The 21,264-nt window shown below is 57.2% G+C and carries 20 protein-coding genes; 11 read left to right on the top strand and 9 right to left on the bottom strand.

The genetic code is table 11. The features are described from left to right. Positions 1-53 precede the first annotated feature (53 nt). Together QQJ86_RS12185 and QQJ86_RS12180 are read left to right on the top strand one after the other, a co-directional pair. Complete coding sequence (locus tag QQJ86_RS12185) at positions 54-1,265, top strand: cation:proton antiporter (RefSeq protein WP_284321218.1); 1,212 nt, start codon at positions 54-56, stop codon at positions 1,263-1,265. A 53-nt stretch (positions 1,266-1,318) separates the two neighbouring features. Then, positions 1,319-2,533 carry an MFS transporter gene (locus tag QQJ86_RS12180; protein WP_284321217.1) on the top strand — a complete coding sequence of 405 codons (1,215 nt, stop codon included), beginning with the start codon at positions 1,319-1,321 and terminating at the stop codon, positions 2,531-2,533. A 157-nt stretch (positions 2,534-2,690) separates the two neighbouring features. On the opposite strand, the gene QQJ86_RS12175 is transcribed toward QQJ86_RS12180, so the two are convergent. Further along, a complete protein-coding gene (locus tag QQJ86_RS12175) occupies positions 2,691-3,491 on the bottom strand; it encodes an AIM24 family protein (protein ID WP_284321216.1) in 801 nt (266 codons plus the stop codon). A 278-nt stretch (positions 3,492-3,769) separates the two neighbouring features. Here QQJ86_RS12175 and QQJ86_RS12170 point away from each other — a divergent pair, with 278 nt between their 5' ends. From QQJ86_RS12170 to QQJ86_RS12155, 4 genes are all read left to right on the top strand, one after another. After that, positions 3,770-4,717, top strand: a complete 948-nt coding sequence (locus QQJ86_RS12170; RefSeq protein WP_284321215.1) for an ABC transporter ATP-binding protein — start codon at positions 3,770-3,772, stop codon at positions 4,715-4,717. Further along, complete coding sequence (locus tag QQJ86_RS12165) at positions 4,714-5,475, top strand: ABC transporter permease (protein WP_284321214.1); 762 nt, start codon at positions 4,714-4,716, stop codon at positions 5,473-5,475. The genes QQJ86_RS12170 and QQJ86_RS12165 overlap by 4 nt, the downstream gene beginning before the upstream one ends. Before the next feature lie 125 nt (positions 5,476-5,600). Beyond that, positions 5,601-6,245, top strand: coding sequence for a DUF6348 family protein (locus QQJ86_RS12160; RefSeq protein WP_284321213.1), 645 nt, complete (start codon positions 5,601-5,603; stop codon positions 6,243-6,245). A gap of 523 nt (positions 6,246-6,768) precedes the next feature. Further along, complete coding sequence (locus QQJ86_RS12155; protein WP_284321212.1) at positions 6,769-8,577, top strand: aspartyl protease family protein; 1,809 nt, start codon at positions 6,769-6,771, stop codon at positions 8,575-8,577. A 168-nt stretch (positions 8,578-8,745) separates the two neighbouring features. Here the strand turns inward: QQJ86_RS12155 and QQJ86_RS12150 are convergent, their stop codons facing one another. From QQJ86_RS12150 to QQJ86_RS12125, 6 genes are all read right to left on the bottom strand, one after another. Further along, positions 8,746-8,991 carry a hypothetical protein gene (locus QQJ86_RS12150; RefSeq protein ID WP_284321211.1) on the bottom strand — a complete coding sequence of 82 codons (246 nt, stop codon included), beginning with the start codon at positions 8,989-8,991 and terminating at the stop codon, positions 8,746-8,748. Between the two features lie 248 nt (positions 8,992-9,239). Next, on the bottom strand, positions 9,240-10,619 hold the full coding sequence (gene dbpA, locus QQJ86_RS12145; protein WP_284321210.1) for an ATP-dependent RNA helicase DbpA: 1,380 nt from the start codon (positions 10,617-10,619) through the stop codon (positions 9,240-9,242). 113 nt (positions 10,620-10,732) lie between these two features. Next, on the bottom strand, positions 10,733-10,882 hold the full coding sequence (locus QQJ86_RS12140) for a hypothetical protein (RefSeq protein ID WP_284321209.1): 150 nt from the start codon (positions 10,880-10,882) through the stop codon (positions 10,733-10,735). Positions 10,883-10,952: 70 nt separating this feature from the next. Further along, positions 10,953-11,183, bottom strand: a complete 231-nt coding sequence (locus QQJ86_RS12135) for a hypothetical protein (protein WP_284321208.1) — start codon at positions 11,181-11,183, stop codon at positions 10,953-10,955. A 12-nt stretch (positions 11,184-11,195) separates the two neighbouring features. Further along, entirely contained in the window at positions 11,196-11,549 is a 354-nt protein-coding gene (locus QQJ86_RS12130) for a YkgJ family cysteine cluster protein (protein ID WP_284321207.1), read from the bottom strand. Between the two features lie 582 nt (positions 11,550-12,131). After that, positions 12,132-12,575 carry a cupin domain-containing protein gene (locus QQJ86_RS12125; RefSeq protein ID WP_284321206.1) on the bottom strand — a complete coding sequence of 148 codons (444 nt, stop codon included), beginning with the start codon at positions 12,573-12,575 and terminating at the stop codon, positions 12,132-12,134. A gap of 296 nt (positions 12,576-12,871) precedes the next feature. On the opposite strand from QQJ86_RS12125, the gene QQJ86_RS12120 reads away from it, so the two are divergent. The 4 genes from QQJ86_RS12120 (at position 12,872) to QQJ86_RS12105 (ending at position 17,810) form a co-directional block, all read left to right on the top strand. Next, complete coding sequence (locus QQJ86_RS12120; RefSeq protein WP_284321205.1) at positions 12,872-13,912, top strand: LysR family transcriptional regulator; 1,041 nt, start codon at positions 12,872-12,874, stop codon at positions 13,910-13,912. A 144-nt stretch (positions 13,913-14,056) separates the two neighbouring features. Continuing rightward, on the top strand, positions 14,057-14,833 hold the full coding sequence (locus tag QQJ86_RS12115; protein ID WP_284321204.1) for an SDR family oxidoreductase: 777 nt from the start codon (positions 14,057-14,059) through the stop codon (positions 14,831-14,833). Positions 14,834-14,952: 119 nt separating this feature from the next. Further along, positions 14,953-15,447, top strand: coding sequence for an Ohr family peroxiredoxin (locus QQJ86_RS12110; RefSeq protein WP_284321203.1), 495 nt, complete (start codon positions 14,953-14,955; stop codon positions 15,445-15,447). Between the two features lie 485 nt (positions 15,448-15,932). Further along, a complete protein-coding gene (locus QQJ86_RS12105) occupies positions 15,933-17,810 on the top strand; it encodes an AI-2E family transporter (protein WP_284321202.1) in 1,878 nt (625 codons plus the stop codon). Positions 17,811-18,023: 213 nt separating this feature from the next. Here the strand turns inward: QQJ86_RS12105 and QQJ86_RS12100 are convergent, their stop codons facing one another. Further along, entirely contained in the window at positions 18,024-18,677 is a 654-nt protein-coding gene (locus QQJ86_RS12100; RefSeq protein ID WP_284321201.1) for a Rossmann-fold NAD(P)-binding domain-containing protein, read from the bottom strand. Between the two features lie 526 nt (positions 18,678-19,203). On the opposite strand from QQJ86_RS12100, the gene QQJ86_RS12095 reads away from it, so the two are divergent. After that, positions 19,204-19,488: an XAC0095 family protein gene (locus tag QQJ86_RS12095; protein WP_284321200.1), complete on the top strand. Its 285-nt coding sequence runs from the start codon at positions 19,204-19,206 to the stop codon at positions 19,486-19,488. A 138-nt stretch (positions 19,489-19,626) separates the two neighbouring features. On the opposite strand, the gene QQJ86_RS12090 is transcribed toward QQJ86_RS12095, so the two are convergent. After that, positions 19,627-21,219, bottom strand: coding sequence for a carboxylesterase/lipase family protein (locus QQJ86_RS12090; protein WP_284321199.1), 1,593 nt, complete (start codon positions 21,217-21,219; stop codon positions 19,627-19,629). Positions 21,220-21,264 lie beyond the last annotated feature (45 nt).

Here is a 21,264-nt window from a genome sequence, read left to right as displayed (position 1 = left end):
CAGCGCGCGTCACCGGCGCGACAGATTATGTTTGTCGGGAAAAGGAGTTGACTATGGAACCGAATATTACTCAGCCGGAATCCTTCCTGATTGCCATGCTCATCATATTCATTCTGCCCTTCATGATATGGCGATATTTGAAGACAGAATATTTTGCACCCATGGTGGTTGTACAAATCGTCGCCGGCATCATTGTCGGGCCTGGCGTGCTCGGTGCCTATTTCAAGGATTATTACCACGCCATATTCACGCCAGTGACCATCCACAATTTGAACGGCATCGCATCATGGGCCGTCATGATGTTCGTATTTGTGGCGGGTGTCGAACTGGATCTGCGCAATGTATGGCGTCATAGAAAGGAAAGCAGTGTCACCGCTGGCTTGGCATTGGGGGTGCCGTTGTCTTTCGGCGCCGTTGTCGGATGGCTTTTGGTGCAGCACCCGGGATGGGTCGGGCAGGTCGCGGAGAACTGGCAGTTCATTCTGGCCATCGGCATGTCTTGTGCGATTACTTCACTGCCTGTCCTGATCGTTTTTCTGGAAAAGATGGAACTGCTTCGGCAGCCCATGGGGCAGCGCGTCCTGCGTTATGCAAGCCTTGATGATTTATTGATTTGGTCGGTTCTGGCGGTGGTCATGGTGGATTTGCCGCGTATCAAGACGCAACTGCTGTTTCTAATCGGCTTTGGCGTGGCGTCCGCATTCCTGCGGAAGCTCATGGTCGCCGTCGGAGAAGCGGATCGTTGGTTCTACGCGTTGATCTGGATGGTGGGCGTGTCATTCATGGCCGAGTGGTCGGGTCTGCACTTCATGGTCGGTGCATTCATGGCGGGTGTCGTGATCGACATGCGCTGGTTTGATCAAAAGAAGATGGATCTATTGAGGCACTACGTTCTTCTGATCATGATGCCGGTCTACTTTCTCAGCACCGGCCTCAAAACTACCTGGTCCATCGGCGGCACGGCGGTCTTCATTGTGGCCGGTTTCATGCTGGTAGCGGCGGTGGTCGGGAAGCTTGTAGGTATTCACATTGCCGGTCGCATCTTGAAATGGAGCGAGGGCGAGGCGTCGATCATCGGTTGGCTGCTGCAATCGAAATCCCTGATCACCATCGTATTCGCCAATGTGCTGCTGGATAAGGGCGTGATTTCGAATGAGGCCTTTACAGCCGTGCTGCTCATGTCGTTGGTGAGCACCATGCTTACCGTTCCAGTGGTTTCTTCGAAGCTCGCGCTGAATCCGACTTTGGCAACGAAGATGAGTTAGGCGCCTGGGGCGCGACGATTGGCCAACCGATCATTTACTCCGGCGAATGACTCATGGATACGAAATACGTAGAGCAGCTCGATACCGACTCAGCGCCAGCATCGTTGCCGGCCTGGACGACGCTGCTCCTGGCGACTGCTTGCGGGATGATTGTCGCCACCCTTTACTACGTCCAACCGTTGGTCGGACCTATCAGCGCAGCGCTCGGTCTATCGTCGCAAGCGGCCGGATTGATCGTGACGATGACGCAGCTTGGGTATGGCATAAGTTTGGCCTTGGTGGTGCCGCTCACGGATGTCATCGAAAATCGGCGCCTGATTGTTTCGGCACTGATTGCCAGCACGCTCGCGCTGATCGTTGCCGGCATGTCCGATGATGCGTCGACGTTCATGGCGGCGATGTTTTTCATCGGCATAAGTGCTGTGGCATCACAGATCGTCATTCCCTATGCGTCGCATCTCGTCGCGCCAGCGGCTCGCGGCAATGTCATCGGGAATGTCGTAAGCGGATTGATGCTCGGTATCATGTTGGCGCGCCCAGTGGCCAGCTTTTTGACGAATCTCGGATCTTGGCGAACGGTGTTCACGCTGGCTGCGGGCGGCATGGCGATTCTCGCAACCGTATTGGCGCTACTTCTGCCGCAGCGACAACCACCTGCGGGCCTGACGTACGGCGCCGTGCTCAGATCGATGGCGAGGCTCTATCTAAAGACTCCGCTTTTGCGCAGGCGCGCGCTTTATCACACCTGCCTGTTTGCCGTTTTCAGTTTGTTCTGGACGACCGTGCCGCTGCTATTGGCAGGGCCGGAATTTCATCTGACGCAGGCGGGCATCGCTTGGTTCGCCTTGGCGGGCGTTGCAGGTGCCATCGCAGCGCCGATCGCGGGCCGGCTTGCCGATAGAGGATGGGGCCGATCCTTGACCGGATTCGCCATCATCGCGGTCGCGTCGTCTTTCCTGATGACGCATTGGGGAACATCCGGAACTTCCATTCGGCTGGCCATCCTGGTGTTGTCAGCGATCGTGCTGGACTTCGGCGTTTCCATGAACTTCGTAGTCGGCCAGCGAGCTATTTTCACTCTGCCCCCCGAGTATCGCGGACGCCTAAACGGCCTCTATATTGCGACGTTTTTCATGGGCGGGGCCGTGGGATCTGCGATAGGTGTGTGGTCGTTCGCGCAGGGAGGCTGGCCTTTGACATCCTGGATCGGGTTTGTTCTTCCGACTGTTGCGATGATCTATTACACGACAGAGCCTGAAGAAGCATGATGCCGGTGAGCTGGTACCGGTGTGCGAGATGCCATTCCCTCCCCTGCTTGCAGGGGAGGGAATGGGTGGGGTGACGCGAGCGAAGCTCGCGTCCAGCTCGGCACGCGATGATTGAACATCATCACGAGACAGCTTCTTCATAGATCAGGCCAGACAGCTAGTCGTCTTTGCCGAACAACCCACCAAGCACTGAGCCAATCACACCGCCAGCAATGGCTCCACCGATCGAATTCCCCGAATCACCACTCAAAACGGGCGAACTCGTTCCGCTTTCACGGGCAAGGTAAGGCTCCAGCGCGTGCGCCAGATTCGGCATGGTGAGGGTCTGCAGCCATACCTGGCCTGGGCCGGTGAGGTTTGCAATGAACAGGCCGTCGCCGCCGAAGAGTTTGTTCTTCAAACCGGGAATCATGGTGATGTCGAAGTTGACCGTGCCTTCGAACATGCCGACGTGCCCAGGATGCACCTGCAGTGTTTCGCCGGGAGCAAGGGTGTAGGTGACGATCTCGCCGCCCAGTTCTACCCAGGCTCGGGCGTTACCGCCCAGCTTTTGGAGCACGAAACCATCGCCGCCAAAGATGCCTGCGCCGAGCGAGCGCTGAAAACCGATCGACAGCTCCACGCCTTGCGTACCGCATAGAAAACCGTGGCGATGGATGAAGTAGGTCTGGCCGGAGTTCACTTGGACTTCAACGATCGAGCCAGGCACCTTTGCCGCGAAGGCGACCATACCGGGTGATCCCGAAGTCTCGTATTCATTCATGAATAGTCCGCCACCCGAAAGGGCGCGTCCGACGACACCGAGAAAGCCTGTTGCACCGGCCGTCCGTGCCGACGTCTGCAGCGTGATGTTACGTGTCATCCAGGAAAACCGGCCCGGCTCTGAAATGATTCTGTCACCTTGCTCCAGGCCAACTTCCAGGACTGGCAAGGTGGTTCCTACCGTACGCGTCTTCATTGCTTAACTCCCCCAAACGTTTGCATGCATCTGTCAGCTATGACGGCATAGCTACGATCCCCAGACATTCTTACCGAACACGGACTCTGAAGGGAGTGCCGTTAGGCCGACGTCTTTGCGGCATTAAACGCCCCTGGGGCAGTTGAATGTTCGTAGCTACGGAATACTGCTTCTGATCTAAAACAATCATCACGGCCAGTCCATGCCCTTAGGCATGACGCCTTGTGGCCGAGCCAAAGCGTAAACTGAAGGACATTGATTCAAGGACTCGATATGCAATGAACAAGCAGGCCACTCAGACAGCGCACGCGGTTTCCATTCGTGGCGTCAGCAAGACCTACAAGGGCGGCTTCGAGGCATTGAAGTCGATCGACCTCGATATCCGGCATGGCGAGATCTTTGCTCTGCTTGGTCCAAACGGTGCGGGCAAGACCACGCTGATCAGCATCATTTGCGGCATCGTCAAGCCCAGTGGCGGCACGGTAACGGCGGCTGGCCACGATGTGGTGAGGGATTATCGGATTACGCGCGCAAAGATCGGTCTGGTACCGCAGGAGCTGTCGACCGACGCGTTCGAAACGGTATGGGCATCGGTCAGGTTCAGTCGAGGTTTGTTCGGTCGTCCCCGAAATGACCAGCACGTCGAAAAGGTGCTGCGCGATTTGTCGCTCTGGGACAAGAAAGACTCAAAGATCATGACCTTGTCCGGAGGCATGAAACGTCGCGTGCTCATCGCCAAGGCATTGGCCCACGAACCAAGCATCCTGTTTCTGGATGAGCCCACGGCGGGCGTGGATGTGGAGCTTCGGCATGACATGTGGCGCATGGTGCGCGGGTTGCGTGAAACCGGCGTTACCGTGATTCTCACCACGCACTATATCGACGAGGCTGAGGAAATGGCCGACCGCGTGGGTGTCATCACGCGCGGTGAATTGATCCTGGTTGAAGAGAAGCATGTGTTGATGCGCAAGCTTGGGAAGAAGCAACTGATCATCAGCCTTCAAATGCCTATGCAAGCGCTACCTGAGGGGCTGGACGAGTACGCTTTGGAGCTTGCCGACGATGGTGCGACGCTAACTTACACGTTTGATGCCAAAAGCGACGATACGGGTATTGCGGTGTTGTTGCGCAAGCTCGGTGATCGGGGCGTCGACTTCAAAGATCTACACACCTTGGAAAGCTCGCTCGAAGACATCTTCGTCAGCCTGGTGCGGAGGACGCCATGAACATTCCTGCCATTCGCGCCATTTATCGCTTCGAGATGGCCCGCACGTTCCGCACGCTGATGCAGAGCATCTTCTCACCGGTGCTATCGACATCGCTGTACTTCATTGTGTTCGGTACCGCGATTGGTTCGCGCATGGGGCATATCGGCGGAACGAGCTATGGTGCATTTATCATTCCCGGCCTGATCATGCTGTCGCTGCTCAATGAGAGCATATCCAACGCCTCGTTCGGTATTTACCTTCCCAAATGGTCCGGCACTATCTACGAATTGCTTTCCGCGCCGGTTTCGCCGCTTGAGGCGGTGCTGGGCTATGTCGGGGCGGCAGCTACCAAATCGATGATGCTGGGCTTGCTTATTCTTCTTACCGCACGTTTCTTCGTGCCTTACAGCATCCTGCATCCGGTATGGATGATCGTCTTCTTGCTACTAACGGCGGTCACTTTCAGTTCGTTCGGTTTCATCATCGGTTTATGGGCCGACGACTTCCAGAAACTTCAGGTGATTCCGCTGATGATCATCACGCCATTGACGTTTCTCGGCGGTGCCTTTTATTCGATCGGGATGCTGCCGCCGTTCTGGCAGAAGGTCGCGCTGTTCAATCCCGTGGTGTACCTCATCAGCGGATTTCGCTGGAGCTTCTACGGTCAGTCCGACGTCAACGTTATATTGAGTGCGAGTATGACGATGGCGTTTCTTCTGTTATGTATTGTGGTTATTACCTGGATCTTCCGTAGCGGCTACAAACTGCGATCATAGATCGACTGGCAGATGGTATGTTGCATGCCATGCTCCTCTTGAAGAAATAATGTGGCAGTCAAAAAGGCGGTGACCTTCTAGGGGCCGCTTCCAATCCAAAGCAAACGCAGCTTTTAGAGAAAACCGTGGCTAATTTCGAAACCTTACAAACTGAGTTGCTTCATCTGTTCGAGCGCCATGACGTGGAGCTCGAAGTGGATGAAGATTGGCTGGTTACGGATGGCGATTTTCCTGCCGTGCGTGCCAGTTGGCATGAAGATGGGGCAGGTACGCCGGGCCGATTGGATGTGGACGTGGTGATCAGCGAAGAGCGCCACATCGAAGAAAGCTTTGCTGGCAATGGAGCTGGCGTCGCCGGCCTACGCGATGCGCTCAGCGCGTTCGAACGAAATGTCTTGCACGTGCTGTTGGCTGCGTGCTGGTACGTCACGGATGATCGCCGCATCCAATTGCAAAGCTGGGATCTTGGCGCGCGAACTTGGGATGTATTCGTCGGCCCGCTGACGTTTAGTCGTGACAGTGTTGCTACGCCTGAAGGCTTGCTGCCAGCCTTACAAGATGCGCTGCGCAGCGAATCATTGAGTGGTCAATTGCACTGGATTCGCCTGTTCCATCGCCGCGAAGATGATGGTTCGGTAGTAGCCGAGGCATTGCTGGATAACGAACCTTGGCCGGGTGGTGATCGCGTGCTTGGCCAGTTGAATTGGCCATCAACGGACAAGGGATATAGCGCGCGTTGCTTTATTGCATTGGACATTCGTGATTACTGAGGTCACGTATGGGCAATGACTGATGATTGTGTCCGCTTTTGAAAGCGGACGCACCATGAAGTCGACTGTTGACCTACTAAGTATTGAATCCCATGCGCTACCTGTCTCTTATTCTGTTGTGTCCCTGGCTCGTTATCTTGGTGTGGGCCTATTGGGCATTGGGGAAGCGTTTTCGCATCACATGGCGGCTCAAGCTATATGACATCGCGGTGGCTCTCATGGCCTTGGGTGCCGCTTGCAGGAGTGCCTTAGTAGCCTTTGACGATATCGCTATCCAAAACGTGGGGAGCTTTGGGCGAGAAAGTGGAGGTATTTGGAAACAGGTCATGCCGGCACTCTACGGTTACGGTGCTTTCGCCGCAGTGATGCTGGTAGGAATAGTGGCACGACGTTTCCTTCGAAGACACGAAAGCAATCTCGTTGCTCAAGGGAAGATTGGGGAGAGGTAATACTTCTAAATAGCCGCCACGCATGGCGGGCATGATACGAACAGCAATGGGCATCATATTTTTCAGGGGAAACTATGATCGGTGCGATACGAATTGCCGCAGACACCTTAGCGATGAAGGTGTTGCGTTTGTGCTGTCTTGGCATCAGCGTTTTGCTCGTAAGCCAGGCTTGGGCTGACAGCTGCAAGTTGGAAAAGTACGGCACGTTGCCGGTGGACATGGAAAACGGGCGCGCCACGACCATGGTGAAGATCAATGGGAGCGATACGCGCTTTGCTCTCGATACCGGGGCCTTTTTCAGCATCATGTCGAATGCCAATGCGTCGTCGCTGGGACTCAAGCTGCGACCCATGCCTTTTGGGTTTCACATCATGGGCATTGGAGGCGCCGCGAATGCTCAGTACGCGAGCGTGAAGGAATTCGGCATTCTTGGCACGACGCTCAAAAATGTTGATTTCCTTGTCGGTGGTACCGACCCGGGCTATGGATTGCTAGGTGCCAATCTGCTCGATTTCGCTGATCTTGAAATCGATATGGCACATGGAAAATTCACTCTGTTTCAGGTGGATGGCTGCAATAAGGCAGCGCTGGCATATTGGTCTACGGGTCGCGATTTCTTCATGGCCGATACCGAGCCGAGCGACAATCGAAACGATCGACGCACGTTTTTCAACGTGACGATAAACGGCAAGCACGTGCGGGCAGTGCTCGATTCGGGAGCCTACGCCACTGTGCTAACCCGCAGCGCTGCGGAGCGAGTCGGCATCGACATTAATGCGCCGGATGTGAAGAGGAACTTCATCACTTACGGTTTTGGTGCCAAGTCGGTCAAGGCGTGGATTGTACGCGTCGATTCATTCTCAGTCGGCACGGAAACCATCCAGCATAGCCAGATGCAAGTCATTGATGGATCCCTTGGTGATACCAGAACCGACATGTTGCTTGGCCTGGATTATCTCCTCGCCCATCATATGTTTATCGCCAACAGCCAGCGAAAAGCTTATTTCACCTACAACGGTGGGCGCGTGTTTGCTTACGCCGATGCGCCGAACGACGGCGATAAATCCGACGCAGGCAGTGCTGCGAGCGGCAACGACACAACACTCAAGACCGCGCCCGATTACGCGTTGCGTGGCGAGGCCTACCTTTCTCGTGGCGAGCCGAAGGCTGCCATAGCCGATCTGAATGAGGCGATCCGCATGGCGCCGGATCAAGCCGATTACTATGTTGCCCGTGCGAGGGCACTTTGGGCGGACAAACAGTCCGATGCGGCACTCACCGATTTGAACAAGTCTTTGAGCATGAATTCAAAGAACCTCGACGCGTTGCTGCTGCGCGCCAGAATTCACTTCACGCACAAAGATCGCACGAGTGCAGAAGCAGATGTGGCGGCGGCAAGCCCTTTGGCGCCTGCAGGATCTCCGCAGGCACGTTCGATTGCCGCCATGTACATCCAACTTGATCAACCCGGCGCGGCGCTACCGATGCTGGACGATTGGATTCGCCTTCATAGCAATGACGCACAGCTCGGCTCCGTGCTCAACGAACGCTGCTGGGCGCGCGGCCTGAGCAATCAGATGCTGGACGATGCGTTAAACGATTGCCATAAGGCGATCAAGCGCGATGGCGAAAATCCGGCCTATCTCGACAGTCTCGGCTTGGTGGAGTTGCGGCTGGGACATTATCCCGAATCGATCAAGGCTTACGAGCAGGCGATCGCGAAAATGCCGCGTTCCGCGTGGTCGCGCTATGGTCTTGGCTTGGCGAAAATCCGCAGTGGTCAGATGGACGCGGGCAATGCCGATCTGGTCGCAGCGCGCGCGCTTGATTCGGGCATCGAGGCACGTGCCACCAAGTATGGCTTGACTGTGGCGGGGCCATAGATCGCACGACATCCAGCGGATCAAAGCGCGTAGCACGTAGGTTGGGGTGAAAACCCCAACGTCGCCATGCACATAAATTCGGATGCTGGGGTTTGCACCTCAACCTACGCGCTTAGTTCTTGGTCGAAACAGGAAAGGAAAACATCGCCGCCGCAAATAGTACGGCTATTAGTTCCTGGTGAGCCACGTACTGCTGAGAAGGTCTTTCAGTTTGGGCGTCTGCACATCCGTATATTCTCGCGAAAGAGTCGCGGGACCAGGGAATTTCTCATTCTGGATCACAACATCGGGGCGAACGACTGGGGTCTCGTTGCGCGACATAGGGGTCTTGTCAGAAACCTTGACGATGCCTGGATTGGTGCATCCAGCCAGCAGCGCAAAAGCGCTGGCCGTTATAGAGATTGTCCATTTCATGGCGCTATCTCCCGGTCTTGAATTTTCCTGGGGATCATACGCGCACCGATTGACTTCGTGACAAGCCCCTCTGGCAGCTCTTCAGGCCTGGCGGCTTTGAAAGTCGAGACTCAGTGTCTTTACTGCCTCAAAGGCACCGGATCCCAGCTTTCGCCAATGGGATGACGCCTAGGCGGTTCGAAAGATCACGGCGAGCTTGTATAGCTTGAAAATTCAAGGCATGCCGATCGCATGGCTTCTCGATGACGTCAACCCAACGGCCGGACTCGGAGATTGCGCCCTTTGATCTTCCCGGCACGCAAGCGTTCCAAGGCTTTGCTTGCTAGCGATCGGCTGATCGCCACGTAAGCGCGTGTGGCGAAAACGTCGATCTTGCCGACATCGTCCGCCTTGAGTCCGGCGTCGCCGGTTAGCGCACCGAGGATGTCGCCGGGGCGCAGCTTGTCCTGGCGACCGGCGTCGATGACCAATGTTTTCATGGGCGCCAGATTCAATGTCTTGCCATGCGGCGGCGAGATCTTCAGCGGATGCCACGTCAGCGGTTTGCCGAGTATATGTTCGATGTTTTCGGCCTTTGGTTTTTCGCGCGGCGTACATAGCGTTATCGCCAGGCCCGTTTGTCCTGCGCGGCCCGTACGGCCGATCCGATGGGTATGCGTGTCGGGATCGTGGGCGACGTCGTAGCTGATCACCAACGGCAGTGCATGGATGTCGAGCCCGCGCGCCGCGACATCGGTAGCTATGAGTACGGCGCAACTGCGATTGGCGAACTGCACCAGCACTTCGTCGCGATCGCGTTGTTCCATGTCGCCATGCAATGCCAATGCAGAAAAGCCGCGGCGATCCAACTCCTCCGCCACGGCGTCCACATCTCGTCGCATATTGCAGAACACCAGCGCGTGCTGGCCGCGTTCCCCGGTAAGCAGCTGGGCCAGCGCGTCGAGTTTGCGGGCGGGATCAACGTCGACGAACTGCTGCTCGATCGCGGGTTTGGTGTCGACCGGCGCTTCGATGATGATTTCAACCGGGTTGCGCTGCATGCGCCGGCTCGCTTCGCGGATTTCGTCCGGATAGGTGGCCGAGAACAACAGTGTCTGGTGATGTTTGGCTATACGCCCGACGATGTCATCGATGGCCTCGCTGAAACCCATGTCCAGCATGCGGTCGGCTTCGTCCAGCACCAGAACCTTGATGCCGCCGCCGTGCAGGCTGCCGCGCTTGAGGTGCTCCTGTATGCGACCGGGCGTGCCAACCACGATGTGCGGATCATGCGTCAGCGAGGCCAGTTGCGGTCCCAAGGGCATGCCGCCGCACAAGGTCAGCAGCTTTACGTTGGGGATGTTCGCAGCGAGCTTGCGAATGGCCTTGCTCACCTGATCGGCCAGTTCGCGTGTGGGGCACAGTACCAGCGCTTGCAAGCGGATCGTTTCCACGTGCAGGGATTGCAGCAAGCTCAGTCCGAATGCCGCGGTCTTGCCGCTGCCAGTCTGCGCCTGCGCGATCACGTCGCGTCCCTCCAGCATCGCCGGAAGGCTTTCTGCCTGGATAGGAGTCATCTCGCTGTAGCCGAGGGTTTCGACACTGGCGAGCAAGGCGGGTTTAAGGGGGAGCGTATGAAAGGCGGTCATGCAACATGATCGCACGATCGCTTCTTCGGCAGCGAGAAACAGGATCTCTTTGATCGCAGCTGTACAAGCGTCGCCACCCGCCTATACCTGCGGCGGGGCGACCTCGGGGGTGTTCACGAATGGCCTTCGGAAGGATCCCGTCCCGTATCGCCTGGTTTCAGGTTCTCGCGTACCGCTTTCTTTTTGGCCTGCTTGGTGTCTTGTTGTTTCTTCTTGGCCAGTTCGCGCTGACGCTTTTCAAATGAGTAGTTTGTCTTTGCCAAGTGAGATGTCTCGCTCAATGCAGTGGAGGTGACGTCGGTCTATGCAATGTGCATGACCGCATATAGAAACTTACTTCCGGCCGGGAGACTGCTTAGTGGCCGCAGTAGCGTTGTTTGCGTTCGTGGCAGTTTCGGCCTCTTCAGGTTTGCGATGAAGCGGCGTATTGCCCAGCACCTCAATATGACCGCCAGCCTTGTTGAAAGCAGCAATATCTGCGGCGATGCGTTCGCTGGTCAGAGTTTTGGGGGAGGCAGAACCAGTGTAAGAACCACCGGCACCGGAATGGCGAGCGCTAGACATGATGGGGTCCTCTCATTTCAGGGTGATCTCGATGTTGCGAGAACGTTGCTTTGCATAGTCAGAGCGAATGGCGTTGCAGTACGGGCCACCCATGACGAATCGTCGACAGATGGTTGGACGATTTTCATAAATACTGCAGTTCATACGAGTGCGATCCATCGCAACACACCACCCGTCTTCGCCGTGTGCCATCACGTGGACGCCATTCGGAAGATAAGTGGTGTAGTGAGAAGGGATATTGTCCTCAGGTCCCAAAGTAACGGTCAGTCGACAGCACACCGCTTCGCACGTCGAGCAATTTGCTGCGACTTTCGCTTTCCTTCTGGGCTGGATTCCGTCTGTATGGCGCGTGGAATGGTCTGGCATCGGTGCTCCCGTGGGGCGGGCCTCACCTCATACTGGAGGTGGTTCAAGCGTGAAGTGGGGAGCGAGGCGCGCAGCTGCTGAATGGCAACGCGGAGCGCAAGAAGCGGGAAATATCTACTAACCCATAGTACACCATGCCAGCAGGCCGAGATTGTGTACTGCCCATGCCAAGTTGATATGGAAATGGGCGAATCTGCAGAGCCAACTATTTAGGAGTATGGTGGATAGCCCAGCCACCCATCATCTAGGCCTGCGAATGAAAGACACACCACAATCTTTGTCGGCAGCGACCATTCATTCGGTTTATTCAGGTAAGAAGATTACTTCTGCGGTCGACCAGGCTAAGAACTTTAAGTCGACGAATAGCTTTGCGCGTGATGCCGCGCATTCGGGTCAGGCACCTGAAAAGGGCAAAGTGGAAAAGAAGCGGTCCGGTCGCTCGTAACGAAGCAGGCTTTCAAGAAGTAAGTCGCACAGTGTGGTGACACAGTATGCGTTTCGATCGAGCGTAGATCGAAAGCATAAATCTGTGTCGTCGGATGGCTGAACGCACGCACGCTGAGAAACGGTGCACCGAAAAGCTCAGTGCACGGGTACCAGTATCGGCTTGTTCTGATCCTTCAACAGAAACACCACGAATTTGGCCGGCTTGGTGCGGCTGGCATTGCGGCCAGCCGTGTGCACGTCATCCGGCCCTTCATAGAACGTTTGTCCTGGCCCCAGCGTTACCTGTTTGCCGCCATTCAAGCCCATCACGATGGAACCTTCGAGCACGTAGACGAAGGCGTGCGCATAGTGGCGATGGACCGGATCGACCGAGCCGGGCGGGTAGGTGACGAGGATCATCTTGCCTTCCTTGCCGGGATAATCCTTGAGGGCTTTGGTCATTAGCTCTGAGACGTGGGCCATCGGCGGTTTTGATGAGGCGGAAGCGTCCTCTGCCGATTGCGTTGCGGCAACGCCGGAAGCGAGCAGGAACAGCAGCAATCCGAACGTATTGAATCGGAATGTCTTGAGCATGCGCATGGGTGTCTCCTCGAATTAATTCAGCTCCGACACGGCCCTGGGCACGGCATGGCCATTGCTCAGGCCGGTCGGCTGAGGTGTCCGCTCGCGCTCGATAGCGTGTGGCGCTCAGCCTAGGTTCGGCGCGATTCGCCCGGTAGGTCCGACAGCGGGCTCGTGGTGTTGCCGCTCAGGCAACAATGGATGGAGGCTGTCACAGACGCCGCAGCCAAAACGTCTATCAGGTATAGCCCGGCCAATGCCGGTGCTGGATGCGCTTCGCCTGGCAAATGCGAAGCCCTGACTGGACATGCCAAATGACTCCCGATTCGCAAGATCGACCCCAGTGCGCAAACAGCGATGCGCTCGCGTCGAGCTTCTCGGCAAGTTACGCCGGTGTAGTCGCGTTTATTGCGGTGGCGACGGAAGGCAGTTTCGCGCGCGCGGGCGACCGACTCGGTATCGGCCGTTCGGCCGTCAGTCGCAGTGTGCAGAAGCTGGAGGCGCAGTTGGGTACACGGTTGTTTTTGCGCACCACCCGAAGCACTACGTTGACCCGCGAGGGTGAACTGTTTTATCGAAATTGCCATCCAGGCGTGGAGCGGATTGTCCAGGCTCTGGAAGACATGCGCGATCTGCGCGAAGGCCCGCCGCGCGGGCAGCTGCGGATCAGTGCCACGGTGGGGTTCGGGCGTCGCATCGTGGCACCGCTGCTCAGTGGTTTTCGCGAACGCTATCCGAATATCGCCGTCGATCTGCTGTTAGACGATCGCACTACAGATTTCAGTGCGGAGCGGGTGGACGTGGCGTTTCGCAACGGGCGCATGGAGGACAGCCAAATCATCGCAAAGCAGCTAATCCCGATGCCGATGCTCATTTGCGCCTCGCCAACGTATCGGCATACGCACGGGCTGCCGCGGCAAGTGGAAGATCTGGCCGCGCACAACTGCATCAATTTCCGCACAGCGTCGGGCAGGATCTTCGAATGGGAATTCAAAGTTGGCGGTCGAATACAAAAGTTTCTGCCATCGTCCACGTGCACGTTCAACGACGAGGAATTGGTGCTGCAGGCCGTGCTCGACGGTCAGGGTATTGCGCAGATGGCCGGCTATCAGATCAGCGAACATCTGCGAACCGGCCGTCTGGTGGCGTGTCTGGCGCAATACGCGCCTGACGATCGTGGGCACTACCTCTGCTATCTGAGTCGGCAACAGTTGCCAGCGCGCATACGCGTTTTTATCGACTTCATGACAGCAGGCATACGCGCACTGGACTTGCAGTGCGCGACCGGGCTGACCCCGATTTTACCTGTGCCCGCAAGCAAGGTGAGTGCCGCATTCACGGCGAGCGTTGCTTGACGCCACCGTTGCTACAGCGGTGCAACGATTGGTGCGTTGCATGCAACATCGCGAGCCCATCGGTGGTGCTACCCGCTGCCGATCGCCACGCCTAGCATGCATTCACCACGCGCCACTGGCGCAAATGTAACGCGGAGGTCTTCCATGAAAATCCTAGTCATCGGCGGAACCGGACTCATCGGCAGCAAAGTCGTTGAGCGCTTGCGCAAGCGCGGCCATGAAGCGGTTGCCGCAGCGCCATCGTCAGGCATCAATGCTGTCATCGGCGAGGGACTGGAGCAGGCCATGGCAGGCACAAACGTAGTGATCGACCTGGCCAACTCTCCCTCGTTCGAGGATCGGGCCGCGCTGGATTTCTTCGAGAAGTCGGGACACAACCTTGCCGCCGCAGAGAAGAAAGCCGGCGTAAAGCATCATGTGGCGTTGTCGGTGGTGGGTACCGGTCGTCCTGCGTTTGCAGCGAGTGGATACATCCGCGCCAAAGTGGCGCAGGAAAAGCTGATACGCGCCGCCGGCGTTCCGTACACCATTGTCCATTCCACTCAGTTCTTCGAATTCCTCAACGGCATTGCCGGTGATGGTGGCGCGGGTCAGGAGATCCGCCTGTCGAGCGGACTGATGCAGCCGATCGCTTCTGACGACGTTGCGGATGCGGTCACCGATTACGCGCTTGGTCCAGCCGTCAACGGCACGGTGGAAATTGCCGGTCCGGAGAAAGCGCCGCTGTCGGAATGGGTGCAGCGATTCCTCATCGCCATAGGCGATCGGCGCAAAGTCGTTGCGGATCCGAAGGCGCCCTACTTCGGTGCCGTGTTGGAGCCGACCACGTTATTGCCAGGCGAGGGCGCGCGTTTGGGCGTACAGAACTTCCAAACCTGGTTCGCTCACTCTGCGTTCGGCAGCCGCGGAGCGGCGGCGTGAGGTGCTGCTACTTATGGGACGCCCGATCGCTGGCGAGGCACATCGTGCTCAATGGATCGGTGCGCCGTACGAAACGGTGAGGAAATTGGCTATCCGCTATCAAAGGACTCCAAGCCAACATGACCGACCTGCGACCGCCGTCCACCTCGCTGCTCGACAAGCATGTTGGGGAGGACTTCCTTCCGCTTTACACGGCGACCGTATCCATCAGCGGCGGTGAATCCAGGCATGGCCGCACTTCTGGCGTGGCCCGTTCCGACGACGGAGCCCTCAACGTGCAACTGCGGATGCCTGAGCAGTTGGGTGGGCCGGGTGGCGGCACCAATCCAGAACAGCTATTCGCAGCGGGCTACGGCGCATGCTTCCACGGCGCGCTGAGCCTGCTTGCGGAGCGGGCGAACGTGACGATCCCCGACGCGGAGGTTGTCGCCTCGGTCACTTTCGGCCGCGACCCGGTCGATGGTCTGTTCATGCTCACAGCGACTATCCGCATCCGCCTGCCGGGTGTCGACCGGGCGATCGCCGAGGAATTGGTGCGCAACACCGAGCGCATTTGCCCTTACTCGAAAATGGCCAGGGCAGGGATCGAGTGCGTGGTTTTGCTCGATTGCTGATCCGAGTGCTGTCTCTTGATCGCATTTTTCGCGTGCTATCACTTGCTTGATAACAAGCAAGACGCGGCGAACCAGTCCCCTCTCCCCTTCGGGGAGCGGGTTAGGGTGAGGGGCCGGGCTTGCGGGAAACTCGACGGCTGCGTGCAAGTTTTGCCCTTTGAATCTCTTATGGAGCGAACTATCCCGCGAGATTGACCCCTCACCCCAGCCCTCTCCCCGGAGGGGAGAGGGGGCATGGCAGCATTGGAATTGTGATCGGGAGACAGTGCCAAGCGGCAGAAAAACAAGCCTAGGTCTGACCGATCAGCGTATACACGATAGCGTTCCGCTAGCCTTAAAGAGCACGCACAAATTGTGATCCAATCGGGCACATCCTTGGCGCACGTCAGGCTTGAATGATGCCCAGGGGTGAAGGTACGTGCAGTTCAAATGCCACTTGCGTGACCACCCTCTGCGGAACAGCCACTCCAGCCGACATTGCCATCATGCCCCTCACGCCAGATTCGCCACCCATCGCATCCGCAAGCCAACGATCATTGACCATCATCGCCATGGGCGTGATGCTCGCATTGCTGTATTTCGGCAAGGACGTGATGGTCCCCGTCATCCTGGCCTTTATATTGGCTTTGCTGATGGCGCCGTTCGTGCGCCTGCTGCAGAAGATGAGGTTGGGCCATGCGTACGCCGTATTGATCGCCGTGCTGCTGCTGGCCACGATTGCAACCGGACTCATGACGATCATCGGCTCCCAGATCGTGCATCTGGCAGAAAGCCTTCCGCAATACGAGAGGACCGTTCAAGCCAAACTCCAGCTGCTGCATGACTTGACGATAGCCCGCCTGGAAGCGATGAGCGGTGAAGCCGGCAAGGTATTCAACGCATTTGGCGCCAAGAGCAATGCAGGGCAGATCCAAGAGGCGCCTGTTGCGACGTCATACACTAATGCGGTGGACGTTACCGCCTTGGGCAGCCCATGGAACGCGGTAAGAAGAGTTCTGTCTTCGCTGTGGAGTCCGTTAGAGACCGCAGGCATTGTGTTGGTCGTGCTCGTGTTTGTTTTGCTCGAATACGAATCCCTGCGTGATCGTTTTATCCGTGCCATCGGCGGCACAGATCTACGCGCAACGACGGCAGCGATCAATGACGCCGGCGAACGCCTCTCTCGTTTTTTTGTCTCCCAGTTCTCAGTGAATTTCGGCGTGGGCCTCGCGATATGGCTGGGACTGGCTGCGATAGGACTTCCCAACGCGTTGCTTTGGGGAACGCTTACCGCAGTGCTGCGCTTTGTGCCTTACATAGGGGTATGGCTGGCTGCATTGCTTGCCGCCTTGCTCGCTGCTGCCGTCACGCCGGGGTGGTCGCTGATGCTGATGACGTTAGGTTTGTTCGTCATCGTCGAAGCGCTGGTGAGTCAGTTGCTGGAGCCGCAGTTGTATGGCCATGCGACCGGGTTGTCGCCGCTAGCCGTCGTTGTTTCGGCCATCTTCTGGAGTTGGCTTTGGGGGCCGATGGGCTTGGTACTGTCTACCCCATTGACGCTTTGCCTGGTGGTGATAGGGAAACACGTCAAAGCGTTTACCTTGCTGGGAATTCTGCTTGGCGACACGCCGGCCCTGACGCTGCCGCAGCGGTTCTATCAACGGGCGCTTTCCGGGGATGCCGATGAAATTATTGCAGCCGCGCGCGGCTTCTTAAGGCAAAGATCGTTTGCCAAGTATTGCGACGTCGTATTGTTGCCGGCGCTACAACTTGCGCAGTTGGATCTTGCACAGAAAGCGATTGGCCCAGAACAACTGGTCAAAGCAAGAGGAGCGGTAATCAGAGTCATCGAATCGCTCGGAAGAGAAACGCCGACGCAACCGCGGTGGCGCCGCCGTACTTCCGTGCTCGAAGATGACCTCGCGCACTACCTTCGGCAGCAACGCGAGCATGTTGCAGGACGTTGGCAGGGACCGCTTGCCGTAGCGCCTGGGTCGATCGCGCTATGCATCGGTAGTGGCCATCCCTACGACGACATAGCGACGGAAATACTTGTGCGCATTCTTCGCGACCTGCACGTCGATGCGCGGCATGTCTCCATGCAGGATATTGAAGACTTCCAAGCGGAAGAGCACCCGGAAGCGACACCCAATGCCGTTTCCATGATCCATGTCGTCGATGCCGCCGGGGCTGGCGGGTGGGAAGCGGGTGATGCGCTGGCAACGGAAGTACGCAAGCGATTTGCGGATGTCGTCATCGTCGCCGTGCTTCTTCCCAATCTCCTGGAAACGCAGGAGATCCCAGAGTTGAGTGAGCACATCGATCGCGTCGCTCAGTCTTTTGAACAAGCGGCGCAATATGCGATTGAGAAGTTTATGAAATAGCCGGTGGTGAATCGCATATGGCCGCTAGGGAGATGCTCTGCACAAATCGTCGCCCCGGCGAAGGCCGGGGCCCAGCGACTTTAAGGCGAAAAGACACTGGGTCCCGGCCTTCGCCGGGACGACGAACAACCATCTGGCGAGATTCGATATCACTAAGTACATCCAACTGAGACTCGACGCTAATCAAGTCGGTCGGAGAGCGGCGTACTCCTCTCAGTAGCGCCCCAAGGCCACCAGATCGGCACTCTCCAACACACGCTTGGGGCCACCCTTGCGTGCAGCGGTGATCATCGCGCGCCCAAGTTCTTCCGTTGTGATCACACCATTGGGCCAGAGCCATTGGAAGACCGGCCAGAGAGGCGATACCAAGGTAAACAGCACGCCGCCACCCGGTGCCTTCGAACGCTCGCCATGCATCGGGCGCAGCGCAGCAAGGCGGATCATGATCGCCTCGGGCAAGAGCGTGAGAAGATCATTCTCCGTGCGTCCCTTCACTTGTGCCCACATCGCCTTGCCGCCCGTACCCATACCGGAAATGTATAGGAACCGCATCGCCGGATTCTCGCGTGCCAATGCGCGTGCCCAACCCATCGTGAGGTCATACGTAAGGTGGGTATATTCGGCCTCGCTCATGCGAACGGAAGACACGCCGAGGCAGAAGAAGCACGCGTCGTAGCCCTTTAATTCATTCGCATCCACCTTGAAGTCGAACATGTCTGTGCGAACGAGATCATGCAACTTCGGGTGCGACATGCCGGAAGGCTTGCGGCCGATCGAAAGAATAGACTCGACATCAGGATCGAGCAGGCACTGTCGAAGAACACCCTTTCCCACCATGCCGGTCGCACCGAAGAGAATGACCTTCATACAACCCTCCCGAGCCTTTCGTGGTCGTCGCGCACCATGATGCGCTCATCATGGTCTTCGCGCGAGCGCAGAGCGAGTTCAAACAAAAGGTGCAAAACATAGCGCGTCAGAACATCAGCTTTATCGTCAGCATGAAATCTGCGTCCCCTGACAGATGTTCGCATCGCATGTATGCGATGGTGCTGTCGTCAGGTGTGCTCATCCACCGTTGATGAGTTCGGCACACCCGACATGAGTGAAGTAGCGCGAATCGTCTGGGTTGCACCCCAAACGATCCGCTGGCCACCACCAACTAGCGAGAGAGTTGATCATGGTTATGTTCGATCATAAGGCACCTGCACGCCTTCGTGCTCCCACCACGGTGCATTTCCCCTACTTCACCGCCGCGCACGCTGCGCAGCGTCGAGCCAAAGTGGGCATTCCTCGAAACGGAAGCAGCTGATTCCGATAAAACGAGCAGGATTTTTCCTGAAGCCCTTCACGCCGCGCGCAATACGCGGCGTGACTTAAGCGTGTGGAGAACAACATGGAAGACATGCAAGGCGGCCCGTGCGGACCGCAAATCTATCTATTGTCCGAAGAAGGCTATGAACGGCTCAAAGACCTTCAAGCCATGCTGGCGCTGATGGCGCACATCACCTACAGCAAGGGCGATGGTGTGAAAAGCGGCGCCACGCTGACCATTGGCCGTGCCGAGCTTTGCTTCATCTTCGAGGCGATCAACATAAAGATTGACGATGTGCTGGAGCGTTTGGGTAATGAGAACTGGCTCAGTTCGGTGCCAGAGGTTTCGCCTGCTTTTGTTCGATGATTTCAATGAAATCGGTTGGCTAACCCGATCTTTGATATTACCTAGTCGTCATTCCGACGAAGGCCGGAATCCACGCTTCGCACTGGCTATGGATTCCGGCCTGCGCCGGAATGACGGTGAGGCAATTTCATCCAGCTGTCAAAGATGAGCGTCTGGATCGATGCGCTGCAGAAATTCGGAACGCGCCGCGTTATGGTCGACACTCTCGTGCGTGTCCACGCCGATCACCTGGCGCAGGAGACCATTATCTTTGTTAGCGACAGCTGGCCAATTCGGCAAACCCACGCCATTGGGATTGCCGGTCTTGATGAAGTTTGCCCAATAGCCCTGCATGATGTCCGAAACATGATGGTCCGCGGCGGTCCAGGCAAAGACGTTATTGCCGGATAAATTGCCCAGCGCATATTCGATCTCGCCGCTGTGCACCGCCCCTGCATCCGGGCCGGCACTGCCATCACGCTTCACCGGACGCGCTTGAGTGAAATAGTAGTAATACACCGGCGCTTGTCCGGTCTGGTGCTGCATGTTCATCCAGCGCCACGTCGCAAAAGCAATGAAGTCATCACTCGCGAATGCCGTGCCGGAGGCTTTGACCTCCGCCTCGGCACTGGCCGGATAGAGCTTCAATGCCTCCGCCGCATGCTTGCCGAAGCGCTTTTCCATAGCGGCACGATAGTTCGCGGGCGTGAGTGCTTTGTCGTTGAGCAAGCTGGTGTAATCACCCTCCTGCGAATTCGAACCCACCAACAGCGGAATGTGCGCCTGCTCGCCAGCCTGATAGATGGCCTCCGGCGATCGAGGAAAGAAATAGCCGTCGATCGTAGGGTGAAACTCAGGCACATCCTTCTCACCAGCCGCCTTGAGTAACGCATTGGCGTCCATGGCGCGCAACTGCTCCAGCGAGTGCGCACCAACCCGCTGCTCGAAAGCCTGACCCTGCTGCTCTGCAAGCGCCAACGGCCTCGGCTTGAGATTGCCGAGCACCGCGCCACTCTCGCCAATAGCACGTTGCATCAATCCCTTCGATAAAGGCGAAGCCATCTGCGCCGACACCGACATGGAACCCGCCGACTCCCCACCAATGGTGACCTGATCCGGATCGCCACCAAACGCTGCGATATTCTGCTGAACCCAACGCAATGCCGCATTCTGGTCGAGCAACCCATAGTTGCCCGTAGCATGCTCGGGCGACTCAGCCGCCAGCGCCGGCAAGGCCAGGAAACCGAATACGTCCAAGCGATAGTTAACGGTGACAGTAACGATGCCGCGTTGAGCAAGGCTCGCTCCGTCATAACGAAGCTCCGAACCATCACCGGCTGAAAAGCCGCCACCATAGAAATACACCAACACCGGCAACTTCTCGTTCGAGCTGTGCGCACGTGTCCATACATTGAGATACAAGCAGTCTTCGCTCACTCCGTTGGAGCGAAACACCATGTCACTGTAGATAGGCCGCTGCATGCAGCGTGGCCCGAAGTGATCGGCTTGCCGCACTCCCGTCCACGCGGCCACAGGTTGAGGTGGCTTCCAGCGCAATGGTCCAATAGGTGGCGCGGCATACGGAATGCCCTTGAATTCGTTCAAACCCGTCTTGTTGTCATGAGCGCCCGACAGCTGGCCTGTGGTGACGTTTGCGATAGGGGGTGAGTCGGAAGCCGCGGCGGAAGTGGCGGCAAACGCAATGGCTATCGCAGGAAGGACACAGCGTGTACGCATGAATACAGTGAGCATGGATTAGATCTTTGTATGAGCAGCGCAGGGTCTTGTCGCCGGGAC

The sequence above is a fragment of the Dyella acidisoli genome (genome assembly GCF_030160295.1).
In the GTDB taxonomy this organism is placed as follows: Bacteria; Pseudomonadota; Gammaproteobacteria; order Xanthomonadales; family Rhodanobacteraceae; genus Dyella_B; species Dyella_B acidisoli.
The sequence above is the reverse complement of the archived record's forward strand: the minus strand, read 5'-3'. Positions and strand labels throughout refer to the sequence as shown.